The organism is Paenibacillus sp. FSL L8-0663 (assembly GCF_038008125.1).
Classification (GTDB): Bacteria; Bacillota; Bacilli; order Paenibacillales; family Paenibacillaceae; genus Paenibacillus; species Paenibacillus polymyxa_D.
The window spans coordinates 3,557,912-3,570,949 of the sequence record NZ_JBBOYM010000001.1; the positions used below are offsets into that span (position 1 = coordinate 3,557,912).

Below are 13,038 nucleotides of genomic sequence, written 5' to 3' on the forward strand. Positions count from 1 at the left end.
CGGCCATGACGCAAATCGCCCTGATTGAACCTTCTGAGTTGCGCGCACGTCTGCAAGCAGGAGAGCAATTGCAACTAATTGACGTCCGCGAAGCGGAAGAAGTAGCGGAAGGCATGATTGAAGGTGCCAAGCACATTCCGCTCGGACAGCTTCCGGGTCGTCTTGAAGAAATTGAACGCACCGGTGAAATTATCTTTATTTGCCGGAGCGGTTATCGCAGTGAACGAGCCTGCGAATATCTACAGCAGCTAGGTTATGAAGGCTGTACTAACATGACTGGCGGCATGCTGCAATGGTCACAGGAGCAATAGAATACCTACTTCACAAAAGAGACGGGAACCTTCCCGTCTCTTTTGTTTTAACTCAAAGCTTAGACGCGGTAATGCATTAAAATATTTTGTCCCTATCATACCATAGCGTCAAAAGATTACACAATCCTCTACTGCCATCATAATCGTATCCATAATTATAAATTAAAAAACGGAAGCTTCTTCTACCCATAGGGCAAAAAAGCTTCCGTTGTACTACATAATGCTATTCATGCATATCCATCCGTTCATTAGAACCATTGATGATGGAATACGCCTTCTTTGTCCACACGTTTGAACGTATGGGCACCGAAGTAGTCACGTTGTGCTTGCAACAGATTTGCTGGCAAACGCTCAGTGCGGTAGCTGTCATAGTATGCAAGCGCGCTGGAGAAACCAGGCACTGGAATACCTTGGGATACAGCCACGGAAATCACTTGACGCCATGCATCTTGATACGTTTCAACTACATTTTTGAAGTAAGAATCCAACAACAGGTTTTTCAAGGCAGGATCGCGGTCATATGCATCCTTGATATTTTGCAGGAATTGCGAGCGGATAATGCAACCGCCGCGGAAGATCATAGCGATTTTTCCGTATTTCAAATCCCAATCATATTCATCGGAAGCTGCACGCATTTGAGCAAAACCTTGAGCATAGGACACAATTTTACTTGCAAACAGTGCTTTACGTACGCTTTCGATAAATTCTTTCTTGTCGCCGCTGAAGGACTCAGCATTAGGACCGCTCAGCACTTTGCTTGCCGCAATGCGCTCGTCTTTCATAGCAGACAAGAAGCGGGAAAATACAGATTCAGTAATCATGGACAATGGCACACCCAGATCCAAAGCGCTTTGGCTTGTCCATTTACCAGTACCTTTTTGACCAGCAGCATCCAAGATCACATCTACCATAGGCTTGCCTGTTTCTTTATCATACTGGGAGAAGATATCAGCTGTAATTTCGATCAGGTAGCTGTCCAGTTCCCCTTTATTCCATTCCGTGAAGATTTCATGCAGCTCTTCTGCATTCACGTTTAGAACTGATTTTAACAGGTGATACGCTTCACCGATCAATTGCATGTCACCGTACTCGATACCGTTGTGCACCATTTTTACATAGTGACCAGCACCGTCGGGACCGATATATGTACAGCATGGGTCGCCTTCCACTTTAGCAGAGATTGCCGTTAGAATCGGCTCTACCAGTTTATAGGCACTTTCTTGTCCACCCGGCATGATCGCAGGACCATTCAAGGCACCTTCTTCACCACCGGACACGCCTGTACCAATAAAGCGAAGTCCTTTTTCCTCCAGCTCCTTGCTGCGGCGCTGTGTATCAGGGAAGTAGGCATTGCCTCCGTCTATAATAATGTCGCCCTTGTCCAGATGAGGCACAAGCTGTTCAATCGTGGCATCTGTAGCTTTACCAGCTTGAACCATGATCAGGATTTTACGGGGCGATTCCAATGAGTTCACAAATTCTTCAATGGAGAAAGTACCCGTCAGTTTTTTACCTTCTGCTTCTTTGATAAGATCGTGCGTTTTTTCTGGAGAACGATTAAAAACCGAGACAGTGAAGCCTCTGCTCTCAATATTAAGGGCTAAATTCTTACCCATTACCGCCAGGCCGATCACACCAATTTGCTGTTTTGCCATCTGGTTCCTCATCCTTTGCAACATATTTTGTCTTCTATATCGCCGCTTTACCGCATTACACTTTATGTGAATCGGAATACGTGCACTTCTATTTTAACGTTTTTGGTGTAAGAAGTGAACCCCTGTCTATTCACAGATGAAAACACCCCATTTACATGAGGTGTTCAGATGTACTACGCTTCCATCATCAGCAGTTGGTGGGATAGCGTTTGCAGGCGCTCATGGCAATTCCCGATTTCAGCCTTATCTCCATCTGTCATCGCTGTGAACAGCTTCTCCAATGCATCGTCCACTTCCATTTTAAGCAGCAGCAGTCGGGTTTCTCCTTCATTGGAAGCGTACATATCCTCCATTTCCTGTGCTGACAGCACCGGTCCCTTCTGATAAATAACACGCTGCTTAAAGCCTGTAACCTCGACCAGACGAATGACCTCACCAAACAAAATATTTTCTACTAAAATATGATGGTCCTTGACTCTTTTGACAATGGCATGGCCCCGGGTGCTTCCAATCAGCTTCTCCAGCCACTCAGCCAGCTTGGCATCGCGAATTACATAATCTCCAGCCAGCTTGTAGTGTCCTGTGCGCAATTGTTGAAAACGGAGCTTCACCAGCTTGCGCCCGGTTCTCACCGACAAAACCAGATACGACTCATCCTCGCTCCAGTACAGCGAATACCCTTCCGATATCAAATCCTTGATCAGATTATGGATATGCCGACGGCTAAACCGGAGCTCTAGATTGCAATATTCTACCTCACAGCCCTTGTTCACGGCATTCCCTCCTTTTTCAAGTCCGATTCAAGAAGTCCGGCTACAGCAAGCCTGCGGCTTTCCCGCTTGATCTTCCCTTGCTCTATTTTATACTTCATTTTATGTAAGGGTACTTGGTTATTTGACCTATTTTTATGAGTAACAGCGCACAATCCTACTTTTGCCTTATATGCTTGTACCGAGCCTGGCCTAAAGTCGGTCAAGCCCGCTGACATTATGCTATAATCGGACATATTACGCCACACGACATGGCTTAACCCATTTACAGGAGGAAAAGGAATGACATTTAGTGGATTTACTGCAAAGGACTTCGATGTTTTTGAAATACCGGGGTTGGAGCCTCGTATGGAAGTGCTGATTCAGCAGATTCGGCCCAAGCTGGAAGCGATTGGCGAGGAATTAGCTCCATTTCTAACAGATTTATGTGGGGAGCCTATGCATGTTCACGTTGCCAAGCATGCACGACGCAAAGTCAATCCCCCGATAGATACATGGGTAGCCTGGGCGGCAAATAAACGCGGGTATAAGGCGTTGCCCCATTTCGAGGTAGGTATGTTTGCTTCCCATATTTTCGTCATATTCGCAGTCATTTATGAAAGTCCCAATAAAATAACGTTTGCCCAGGCGCTTGAAGCCAACCTGAGCGATGTGCGCTCTAACATACCGGGCCATTTTTACTGGTCCATGGATCATATGGCTCCAGAAGGTACAGAACAGCACCACATGGACACTGAAGAGTTTCAAACGATCATCCAAAAGCTGCAACAGGTAAAAAAAGCCGAGGTCATGTGTGGGCTCCGTATTGATCGTAATGACCCTCTCGCCAGTGACGGAGCAGCATTGCTGCAGACGGTGCGTTCCACCTTTGAGCATTTGCTGCCGCTGTACCGAATGTCTTTCTCGAAAGAGTAGCCCTCGCTGCTTTTCAAGGCGCTGTTCAGGCCTCCACAGTCTTCCTGCGTGGATTCCGCGCCAGAGCCAAGTGGCAGCCAAACATGAGCAGCATCACGACCCCACTGATGATAAATGGAGCTGTGTGTCCAGCACGGTCCCATAGCACTCCTGAAACGAGCGGGCCTATAACCATGCCGGAGCCTTGAAGTGTTAAAAAAAAGCCCCATACCGTTGCTCGCTCGTTTTCCGGAATCAGTCGGGCAAGAAACGTGTTCCATGCAGGCAAAATGAGCGCATATCCCAAACCAATAAGCGCTACGGATACAAACACCAGCGGAATAGATCGAACGATTGAGAAGAAAAACAGCGTAATTCCGGCTAACAAAAAGCCAACATGTAGAAAATACTCCGTTCCAAGTCGGTCGACCAATTTGCCGCAAGGGATCAGTGCCAGCACAGTCACCCCACCGCCTGCAATCAGGAGCACGCTGTACAGGTTCGGTGAAATCCCAAGGTCCGTCCGAGCGTATAGCGTAAGTACTGGGCTGATCAAACCGATAACAAAAGACTGCAAAAACAGCGCCGGGTAAATTAACGGATTGACGTTAAGCTTTGTTTTGAGTACGCCGATCGTCTCTTGGATTCCCCTTAGAATCCCCCGCTTCTGCTTTATGTACCCATCAGACGACACTAGAGCGCTCTGTTCGAGGTCAACTTTGTCAGCAGACCTTTTCGGTCCTGGCAGCATGAGAGCAACCAACAACAACACAATACTGCATCCTATCAACATCATGAACACCATGCCGTAAGAATGTCCATAGTGGGATATGGCGAAGTTCATAATGAGCGGGCCCAATCCTGTTCCGCCCATAGACGCAATTTCCAGTGTACCCATCGCCGCGCCATTGCTGTTATTAGGCCCGGACATTTCAGTCGTTCCGGTCATAACACAAGGCCAGAGCGGAGAAGTACCTAGACCGAGCAGCAGACACGCGACGACGAGCCACACAGGCTCTGTCAGTACGCTCAGCATAATAATCGCTACAAGCGTAAACAACAGCGCGGTCGACATCGTTCCACGGTAGCCGAGTCGTTCAGCCATCCAGCCCGCCGGTGCCCGAAACGCGTTGTCTCCAAAATACTGAAGTGAAAAGGCCAAACCAATAATCCCGGCCGACAAACCAAGCGTTCCTCCCATATATACCGGCAGGATGGATACCAGAAGTGATCCTTTCATAAATTCGACCAGAAATACCAAAACCCATAATTTAGTAAAGAAAGGAACCCACAACCGCTGCGGAGCTTTTTTTCGTCCTCTTTGTCTCATCTAATCCACATCCTCCACCTTCATTTTTTGGCTATAAAGACCGGGTTCTCCGCCTACTCCACTCTTTCGCAAATAAATGCGCCCTCAATCGCTTGCATTCCTACTTTAAACTGCTATACTCAATTTTGTTCTATTATCACTTGCACAGGATTGTCGAAATCCTGCACGAAAGGTTGTGACAACACTAATGAATCAAAGCAACACCCCGCTTTTTACTGCTTTGAAAAAGCATGCTCAGAGCAACCCGGTTCAATTTCACATCCCAGGTCATAAAAAGGGAGTGGGAGCAGATTCGGAATTTCGCGAATTTATGGGGGATAATGCCTTTTCCATAGATATGATCAACATCGCTCCATTGGACGATCTGCATCAGCCATCAGGCGTCATCGAAGAAGCTCAAAAGCTTGCAGCAGAGGCCTTCGGAGCTGATTATACGTATTACAGTGTACAGGGGACAAGCGGAGCCATCATCACCATGATTATGTCGATTTGCGTGCCTGGTGATAAAATTATTGTACCCCGAAACATACACAAATCTATAATGTCTGCCATTATCTTCGCTGGTGCGAAGCCGGTGTTTATTTCTCCAGTCAGTGATGAGAATCTCGGTATTCACCACGGGGTTACAACCAAGTCCGTACGCCGGGCATTGGAACGCCACCCTGACGCCAAGGGCGTCCTTGTTATCAACCCGACATATTACGGTGTGTGCGCCGATTTGAAGGAAATTGTAGATCTCGCTCACAGCTATAATGTGCCGGTCCTGGTCGATGAGGCTCATGGAGTACTGATTCATTTTCACTCTGATCTACCGATGTCCGCCATGGAGGCGGGAGCAGACATGTCAGCTACAAGCGTTCACAAGCTGGGTGGTTCCTTGACTCAAAGCTCAATCCTGAATGTAAATACGAAAAACGGATTCGTTAATCCGCAGCGTGTACAAACGATTTTCAGTATGCTGACAACAACGTCGACTTCGTATATTCTGTTGGCTTCGTTAGACACATCCCGACGTAATCTGGCCCTTAACGGTCATGAAATAGCACAACGCGCCCTTGATTTGGCTGAATATTGCCGCTCAGAGGTTAACAAGATTGAAGGGCTATATTGCTTTGGTAGTGAAATTCTCGGCACGGAAGCTACCTACGATTATGATCCAACCAAAATTACGGTTCATATCCGCCATTTGGGCCTTACCGGATACGATGTGGAAAATTGGCTGAGAGATCACTATAATATCGAGGTTGAACTTAGCGATATGTACAATATTCTTTGTTTGGTGACCCCTGGGGATACCAAAGAGGAAATTGAAATTTTGTTGAAAGCTCTGCGTGAGCTGGCTTCTCTGCACTATTCCACAGGTCAGGAGCATGAGCTGGTTGTAAAGATACCAGATATCCCTCAGCTCTCCCTCATTCCAAGAGACGCTTTTTATGGAGATACGGAAATCGTGCCCTTCAAGGAATCTGCTGGTCGCATTATTGCAGAATTCATTTATGTGTATCCACCGGGTATTCCGATCTTACTGCCAGGAGAAGTTATTTCGCAGGACAATATTGATTATATTGTTGATCATGTAGAAGTAGGCCTGCCTGTTAAAGGACCTGAGGACCGAACAGTACATCAGGTGAAGGTTATCGTCGAGACTGACGCTATTTCATAATATTGATCGGACAACACATGCTTACAAAATATGTTGATAGTTAACAAAAAAAGCCCCTATTTGGGGGCTTTTTTTTCTTGAAGAGCTTATAACAGCTGCTATTTCCAATTCTATTCGTATTGGGCAACAAGCTCGCTATATGCAGCTTCTACACGTTTCCACTCATCTTCGTCCTCAATATTGTAAAGCACCATTTCTTCGTTTTCTTCTTCCATACGAAGAATAATGCCATCCGCTTCGGGATTGCCTCGCTCAAGCAGAAGAGCATAAACGTGATCTTCTACATCAAAGGTCTCTACCAGCACCATTTCTACATCTTTACCATTTTCATCAGTTAGCGTAAGAACCATTTCTTCATGTTCGTGGTCATGATCGTGGTTGCAGGCTTCACCGTGTTCATGTTTGTGATCACTCATGGAAATACCTACCTTCAAATTGTTTTATTTTCCCCCGTATCGTAACATGATCAAGGGTGCAGGTCAATTTGTGGTATGCCTAATTTATCGCTGTAATGACTTTTTCGGACACCAAGGTATAGCTGCCGTCTTTGCTCTCTTTAATATAGAAACCAACCCGGTAATTCCCTGCTGTTTTGAAATCATACGTAAAGTCGTTCGTACGGAACCAGAAGTTATCCTTTTGTGCTCCTTTGATATCTTGGGACTGAATATCCTTCACGTTGCCCGAAGGGTCGGTGATCGCTACCTTCACTCCGGAGATATCTGTTTTCAAGGTATCAATTTGACTAAATACATTAAATTTCACTTTATTGCCTTTATTCACGTTACCAAACACAGTATCTCCCTTGAACAGGAACATATGCACGTTAGGCTGGTCGAAAACAACTTTTCCACCGGATGGATCAAAATTTACAAGTCCGTTAAAATCACGGATGGGCACATAGGTCTTCCCATCAATGACAACTGCACCATCTTTTGACACCTCTCCATTAATAATCAACTGCACTTGGTCCTTGGCGGATTCCGCCGAAATGGCGGTCCCTCCCATTATTGAAAAGGCCATCATTAGGGCCATCACTCTTCTCCATTTCATCACTACTAATCCCTCCATCGTCATCTGTTAAAAACCTTCTGTCGTACATTTATACCTAGCTCAGCCGCACAAGTTGCGCTGTGTTTCACAAATTGTCCAAAGTTTTTACAGAAGGAGCCAAATCTTTAGTTCCAGCAGCATAGGTGGTAAAATACGACTGTAGAATGTCCTAGTACACAAAGTCTGGAGGATAAATCCATAATGAGCCTAACGATACAAATGCTTGGCACAGGCAGTGCCTTTGCCAAACATTATTACAACAACAACGCGCTGCTGGACAGCGGAGAAGGCAAACTGCTAATCGATTGTGGTACAACCGCTTCGTTAGCATTACACCAAATGCGCGTTCCTTTGCCTGATATTGACGCCATTTTAATCACACATATTCACGCAGATCATGTCGGAGGTTTGGAGGAATTCGGTTTTCAAATGAACATTCTCCATCGTCGCAAGCCTCTACTTTATATCGCCGAACCCCTAATCCACCCTTTATGGGAGCATACACTCAAGGGCGGGATGTCACAGCAGGGTATGATTGAAAAGCTTGAAGATGTATTCGAGGTAAACGTAATAACGCTTGGTGTGCCCACTACATTAGTATCCGGTATCCAGGTGGAGCTGATCCCTACACGGCATATTCCTGGTAAAAACAGTTATTCCTTATTCATAAATGACCGACTTTTTTATAGTGCAGATATGGTTTTTGACCCTGATTTGCTTCATCATCTGGTGCATGAACGAGGATGTCGGAGTATTCTGCATGAGGTTCAATTACAAGGTGCCGGAGAAGTCCATACGACGTTGAACGAGCTGCTAAGCTTGGCGCCATCTCTTCAAGAGTTGATTCGTCTGATGCACTATAGTGATGATATGGAACAATTCAGGGATAAAGCTGGCGTCATGTCCTTTCTGGAACAGCAACGATTATATCAACTTGCAGAGTTGGAACGTGCAGAGTAGCATGCTAAATACAGCTTAACAATTAACAAAAAGCCGCCTGGTTATCCTTTGTAGGAAAGCCAGGCGGCTTGCTGTTCTTAAATATAATGCTAGTGTTGCGAGTTAAGGTCAGAACAATGGCAGTTGATCCAGGTTATTAGAAGGATCTCCGTCGGCATCTCCCCGAATTCGTTTGCTGCCATCCTTGGCCTTGAAAACGTTAACGCCTGCAATTGAGCCTGTCTCAATCTCATTCAAAGCCTGGCTATAATCTAAAATCCGACCGGTAGATGTCTGAAAAGACATAAGGTCGCCATCCCCGTTTTTACGTACTGCTGTAATTTGCTCCCGTTCTGTATTAGCCATGCTGTATCGCTCCTTATCCATAGTATAGTGGAGGAACTTTTACTAGCATGCGCATTGTACAGATTTGTATGCACCTTGCGCTGCCGACTACAACTTTTTGCGCATACGAACATGCGGTATTCCCGCATCGTCAAAAGGTTCATCGGAGATCGTCTCGTAGCCAAGCTTTTCGTAAAACTTCTCGGCTTGACATTGGGCATCTAGCAACGAGTATCTTAACCCCAATTCACGTGCACGTTCCTCCAGTGCTAGCAGTAATACACGTCCATAGCCTGCGGCACGATGCTCCTTGAGAACGGCAATACGTTGCATTTTAGCTGTATCTTCCTCATAGTATGTCAACCGACCAGTGGCCACCATTTCACCATGTTCACAAATTAGCAAATGATGGGCCGTATCTCCCAGCTTGTCATAATGGTCAATTTCTAAATCGAGAGGAACCTTTTGCTCATCGACAAACACTTTGGTACGGATCGATATTGCCTCCTGTAGCTGCTCCTCTGTTGTTACACTTATAATTTCTGCGGCCATCACCTGTTCCCCCTATCATTAACTCCAAATTTGTAAACTCACTAAATTCGAATTATATATATAAATGGTCATGAAGTACAGGCTGACTTCTATTTTTTCACTTTACATATATGGTTAATACATGATATTATCTAATAACCGAAGGACGGTAGCTCAGCGGGAGAGCATTATCTTGACAGGGTAAGGGTCATGGGTTCGATCCCCATCCGTCCTATTCGTCAAAAGCCTTGATATTCAAGGCTTTTTTGTTTGTCTAGAGATAAATCCAGTTATCCTGTTTTTTAATCAAAATGATACTTATAAGATAAAAAAGCCGCCCGGAAAGATAGGGTCGACTTTTCTGTATACTCAGATCGTTGTAATTTAACAATGTCATTTTTTCTTCAGCAAAGCTTTTCACCTTAATCCTTCTATTTATATAGAAGAAAAAAAACAGGACCTCAGCACAATACGCATAGAACTCTTAGATTACGATATAAACCGCCCCGCTCTCACCGTCAATCTCCGTCGGGTAAGCAGTCACACATCCAGTATCTGGCTCTTGCACCCGGCCAGTGGAAAGGTCAACTTTCCAGTCATGGAGCGGACAATGGATTGCTGAGCCACATATCATTCCTTCGGATAACCGTCCCCCTTTGTGCGGACAACGATTCTCAAGTGCATGCACGCTGCCATCGCTCAGACGGAATACAGCTATTTCTGTATCATGAATGCGAACTGTCCTTGCTCCACGTCGGTCAATTTCGTTCAAATTAGCTATTCTGATTCTGTTGGTTGTCGTATTGGTCTCCATTTTGTCAGCCCCCTATTCCATTACTGGCTTAAGTTCCGGCAGCTGCACAAAATTTTTGCGCAGCTCTTCGTTGTGAATAATTTCGTGCCACGGATCAGTCGTCGTGCTTAATGTCTCTTCAATTCTGGTCACCAGTTGCTTCCTCGTCTCTGCATCCGAAAGTACCTGTTTGATGGATTCCACTCCGACCCGTTCCAACCAATGGGCTGTGCGTTCGTTCCAATTGGCCTGCTCACGATAATACTGCAGATAGGCACCGGTCCATTCCATCACTTCATCCTCGGTTCTAACGGTACAAAGTAGTTCAGCTGCCCGAACCTTGATACCCCCGTTACCTCCAACGTAGATCCCCCAGCCACCGTCAATAGCAACGACGCCCAAATCCTTGATCGTCGCTTCAGCGCAGTTACGCGGGCAACCGGACACAGCCAGTTTGACTTTGGATGGAGCATTCAGACGTTCAAATGCCTTTTCCAACCGGATGCCCATCCCCATAGCATCCTGCGTGCCAAAGCGGCAAAAGGTATTACCTACACACGTCTTAACCGTTCGCAGCGTCTTTCCATAGGCATATCCAGACGGCATATCCAACTCGGCCCAGATCCCTGGCAAATCCTCTTTTTTCACACCAAGCAGGTCAAGACGTTGACCACCCGTAAATTTAACCAGAGGCACATTGTATTTCTCCGCGACAGCAGCAATTTTCTTCAGGTCGGCAGGTGAAGTAACTCCTCCATAAATGCGGGGCACGACAGAATAGGTGCCATCTTTTTGTATATTGGCATGGTACCGTTCATTCGTAAATCTGGATTCCTTCTCATCTTCATAATCCAGTGGCCATAGCATACCTAGATAATAATTGAGGGCCGGCCGACATTTAGTGCAACCTTCCGGTTCGTTCCATCCCAGCACATTCATCACTTCTTTGACACTCTTTAATCCCATCTCCCGAATGCCATCAATGATCGCTTCCCGGTCAAGCGTCGTACAACTACAAATACCCTCTTTCATCGTTTCTCCGGCTTCTGCGCCTGCGTATAGCTGTAAGAGTCCCTCCACTAATGGCTTGCAGCCGCCACATGAGGCCGATGCTTTTGTGCATGCCTTAATCTCCCCGACACTCCGGCAGCCAGCCGCAACCGCCTCTCCAATGTCACCCTTGGATACACCATTACATCCACATACAATTTCGTCATCAGGCATCTGCTCCAGCATCATGGAGCCACTAGCTTCTGGTTGACCAGGATTGAAGCCAAGTAATAACTCTTTCTCTCGGCCAACCACCGACTCGCCACTTTTGATCAACGAAAACAGCATGGCTCCGTCAGACGTATCCCCAAACAGAACGGCTCCGATCAGTTTTTCTTCCTTGATTACGATTTTTTTGTAGACGCTACCAATATCATCCTGATACCGCAGGGAACGTGTTCCCGGTTCATCCTTGTAATCCCCTGCTGAAAACACGTCGACACCCGATACCTTCAACCTTGTCGAGGTAACTGAACCACTGTAGCCGGGAGTCTCCATTCCCGCGAGTCGCTGAGCCAGTACACCACCTTGCTCATATAATGGAGCAACCAGCCCGTAAGTGATTCCCCGGTGTTCTGCACATTCTCCAACGGCGTAGATGCCGGGGATATTCGTTTCCATGTGATCATTTACGATGATCCCGCGGTTTACAGGGATTCCCGCCGACACCGCCAGTTCAATGTCTGGTTTGATGCCTACCGCCATAACGATCAGATCCGCTTCCAACTCGCTGCCATCGGCAAATTTCAACCCTTCCACGCGGCGACGTCCTGTTATAGCCGCCGTCCGCTTATTGACCAGAAATGTCATTCCCTGCTCTTCCAGCTCGCGCCGTAGCATAAGGGAAGCAGCCTCATCCAGCTGCCGATCCATAATATATCCGTTAATATGGATAACTGTGACGTCCATCCCCAAGTTAAGCAGCCCCCTGGCTGCCTCTAGTCCAAGCAATCCGCCACCGATGACGGCTGCTTTTTTGTGCGTCTTCGCCGTCTCCATCATCGTTTCACAGTCACGAATATCCCGGAAACCGATAACACCATCCTTGTCGGCCCCTGGAAGCGGCAGAATAAAGGCTTTAGACCCCGTTGCCAACAACAACAAATCATAAGAGATGCATACGCCGGAGCGTGATGTCACCTGCTGCTTTTCCGTGTCGATAGCTGTGACAGGATCATTGGTATACAATCGAATATTGTTGTCTTCATACCAACTCCAGTCGTTGATGACAATATCCTGCAAACCAGCCCCTCCCGCCAGAACGGAAGACAGCATGATCCGGTTATAGTTTGGATGGGGCTCGGCCCCGAATACCGTAATCTCATAGCTACCTGGTGCAAGCTTCAGCAAATGTTCGAGAGTGCGTATCCCCGCCATTCCGTTGCCGATCAACACTAACTTTTGGATATTGTTCATCAGGTCACTCCCTTTCCATTTGTATCCTCAAAACATAAAAAGCCCGCTTCACATATGGGGATTCAAAATATCCCCCACATGAGAAAACAGGCTCCATTGCCGTTTCATCGAATACGCCGTTGTATCCATCAGAGTATGGAATTAAAAAGTATTGTAGCTAATATATAATGGTTCAAATGATATGTCAACATTCCTTACGCATTAACTTATAAAAAATTATATTTTATCACCATGTAACATGTCTATGACGTATAAAATATCACTCCCCTACAAAATTAGGATTGATTT

At 46.3% G+C, this 13,038-nt stretch carries 13 protein-coding genes and 1 tRNA gene; 5 read left to right on the forward strand and 9 right to left on the reverse strand.

The window, feature by feature from the left end; genetic code table 11:
* Positions 1-5 precede the first annotated feature (5 nt).
* Positions 6-311: a rhodanese-like domain-containing protein gene (locus MKY75_RS15475; RefSeq protein ID WP_010345522.1), complete on the forward strand. Its 306-nt coding sequence runs from the start codon at positions 6-8 to the stop codon at positions 309-311.
* Between the two features lie 248 nt (positions 312-559).
* On the opposite strand, the gene gndA is transcribed toward MKY75_RS15475, so the two are convergent.
* Positions 560-1,966, reverse strand: a complete 1,407-nt coding sequence (gndA, locus tag MKY75_RS15480) for an NADP-dependent phosphogluconate dehydrogenase (protein WP_307346611.1) — start codon at positions 1,964-1,966, stop codon at positions 560-562.
* A gap of 173 nt (positions 1,967-2,139) precedes the next feature.
* Complete coding sequence (locus tag MKY75_RS15485; RefSeq protein ID WP_039270817.1) at positions 2,140-2,739, reverse strand: hypothetical protein; 600 nt, start codon at positions 2,737-2,739, stop codon at positions 2,140-2,142.
* Between the two features lie 279 nt (positions 2,740-3,018).
* Here MKY75_RS15485 and MKY75_RS15490 point away from each other — a divergent pair, with 279 nt between their 5' ends.
* The gene (locus MKY75_RS15490; protein ID WP_340885844.1) at positions 3,019-3,651 is read left to right on the forward strand and encodes a YktB family protein; all 633 of its coding nucleotides are present in this window, start codon (positions 3,019-3,021) and stop codon (positions 3,649-3,651) included.
* A 25-nt stretch (positions 3,652-3,676) separates the two neighbouring features.
* Here MKY75_RS15490 and MKY75_RS15495 read toward each other — a convergent pair whose 3' ends face one another.
* Positions 3,677-4,960 (reverse strand): MFS transporter, encoded by a 1,284-nt coding sequence (locus tag MKY75_RS15495; RefSeq protein ID WP_340885846.1) that lies wholly within the window; start codon positions 4,958-4,960, stop codon positions 3,677-3,679.
* Between the two features lie 187 nt (positions 4,961-5,147).
* Between MKY75_RS15495 and MKY75_RS15500 the strand changes: the two genes are divergently transcribed.
* On the forward strand, positions 5,148-6,623 hold the full coding sequence (locus MKY75_RS15500) for an aminotransferase class I/II-fold pyridoxal phosphate-dependent enzyme (protein ID WP_307346627.1): 1,476 nt from the start codon (positions 5,148-5,150) through the stop codon (positions 6,621-6,623).
* Between the two features lie 110 nt (positions 6,624-6,733).
* Here MKY75_RS15500 and MKY75_RS15505 read toward each other — a convergent pair whose 3' ends face one another.
* Both MKY75_RS15505 and MKY75_RS15510 read right to left on the reverse strand, forming a co-directional pair.
* On the reverse strand, positions 6,734-7,039 hold the full coding sequence (locus tag MKY75_RS15505) for a DUF1292 domain-containing protein (RefSeq protein WP_007431055.1): 306 nt from the start codon (positions 7,037-7,039) through the stop codon (positions 6,734-6,736).
* 79 nt (positions 7,040-7,118) lie between these two features.
* Positions 7,119-7,676: a hypothetical protein gene (locus MKY75_RS15510; RefSeq protein WP_013310940.1), complete on the reverse strand. Its 558-nt coding sequence runs from the start codon at positions 7,674-7,676 to the stop codon at positions 7,119-7,121.
* A gap of 201 nt (positions 7,677-7,877) precedes the next feature.
* On the opposite strand from MKY75_RS15510, the gene MKY75_RS15515 reads away from it, so the two are divergent.
* Positions 7,878-8,636: an MBL fold metallo-hydrolase gene (locus MKY75_RS15515; RefSeq protein ID WP_340885848.1), complete on the forward strand. Its 759-nt coding sequence runs from the start codon at positions 7,878-7,880 to the stop codon at positions 8,634-8,636.
* Positions 8,637-8,744: 108 nt separating this feature from the next.
* Here MKY75_RS15515 and MKY75_RS15520 read toward each other — a convergent pair whose 3' ends face one another.
* Both MKY75_RS15520 and MKY75_RS15525 read right to left on the reverse strand, forming a co-directional pair.
* Positions 8,745-8,981, reverse strand: coding sequence for a DUF3892 domain-containing protein (locus MKY75_RS15520; RefSeq protein WP_069010570.1), 237 nt, complete (start codon positions 8,979-8,981; stop codon positions 8,745-8,747).
* Positions 8,982-9,068: 87 nt separating this feature from the next.
* Positions 9,069-9,512, reverse strand: a complete 444-nt coding sequence (locus MKY75_RS15525; RefSeq protein ID WP_029517666.1) for a GNAT family N-acetyltransferase — start codon at positions 9,510-9,512, stop codon at positions 9,069-9,071.
* 142 nt (positions 9,513-9,654) lie between these two features.
* Here MKY75_RS15525 and MKY75_RS15530 point away from each other — a divergent pair.
* Positions 9,655-9,726: transfer RNA gene (locus tag MKY75_RS15530), tRNA-Val, on the forward strand.
* Positions 9,727-9,975: 249 nt separating this feature from the next.
* On the opposite strand, the gene nirD is transcribed toward MKY75_RS15530, so the two are convergent.
* Positions 9,976-10,305 (reverse strand): nitrite reductase small subunit NirD, encoded by a 330-nt coding sequence (gene nirD, locus MKY75_RS15535; RefSeq protein WP_029517667.1) that lies wholly within the window; start codon positions 10,303-10,305, stop codon positions 9,976-9,978.
* Positions 10,306-10,317: 12 nt separating this feature from the next.
* Entirely contained in the window at positions 10,318-12,750 is a 2,433-nt protein-coding gene (gene nirB, locus MKY75_RS15540) for a nitrite reductase large subunit NirB (protein WP_340885850.1), read from the reverse strand.
* Positions 12,751-13,038 lie beyond the last annotated feature (288 nt).

Excerpts from the sequence above, each read along its gene's own strand:
- MKY75_RS15475 (WP_010345522.1), top strand. The coding sequence starts at position 6 with ATGACGCAAATCGCCCTGATTGAACCTTCTGAGTTGCGCGCACGTCTG.
- gndA (WP_307346611.1), bottom strand. The coding sequence starts at position 1,966 with ATGGCAAAACAGCAAATTGGTGTGATCGGCCTGGCGGTAATGGGTAAG.
- MKY75_RS15490 (WP_340885844.1), top strand. The coding sequence starts at position 3,019 with ATGACATTTAGTGGATTTACTGCAAAGGACTTCGATGTTTTTGAAATA.
- MKY75_RS15495 (WP_340885846.1), bottom strand. The coding sequence starts at position 4,960 with ATGAGACAAAGAGGACGAAAAAAAGCTCCGCAGCGGTTGTGGGTTCCT.
- MKY75_RS15500 (WP_307346627.1), top strand. The coding sequence starts at position 5,148 with ATGAATCAAAGCAACACCCCGCTTTTTACTGCTTTGAAAAAGCATGCT.
- MKY75_RS15505 (WP_007431055.1), bottom strand. The coding sequence starts at position 7,039 with ATGAGTGATCACAAACATGAACACGGTGAAGCCTGCAACCACGATCAT.
- MKY75_RS15510 (WP_013310940.1), bottom strand. The coding sequence starts at position 7,676 with ATGAAATGGAGAAGAGTGATGGCCCTAATGATGGCCTTTTCAATAATG.
- MKY75_RS15515 (WP_340885848.1), top strand. The coding sequence starts at position 7,878 with ATGAGCCTAACGATACAAATGCTTGGCACAGGCAGTGCCTTTGCCAAA.
- MKY75_RS15520 (WP_069010570.1), bottom strand. The coding sequence starts at position 8,981 with ATGGCTAATACAGAACGGGAGCAAATTACAGCAGTACGTAAAAACGGG.
- MKY75_RS15525 (WP_029517666.1), bottom strand. The coding sequence starts at position 9,512 with ATGGCCGCAGAAATTATAAGTGTAACAACAGAGGAGCAGCTACAGGAG.
- nirD (WP_029517667.1), bottom strand. The coding sequence starts at position 10,305 with ATGGAGACCAATACGACAACCAACAGAATCAGAATAGCTAATTTGAAC.
- nirB (WP_340885850.1), bottom strand. The coding sequence starts at position 12,750 with ATGAACAATATCCAAAAGTTAGTGTTGATCGGCAACGGAATGGCGGGG.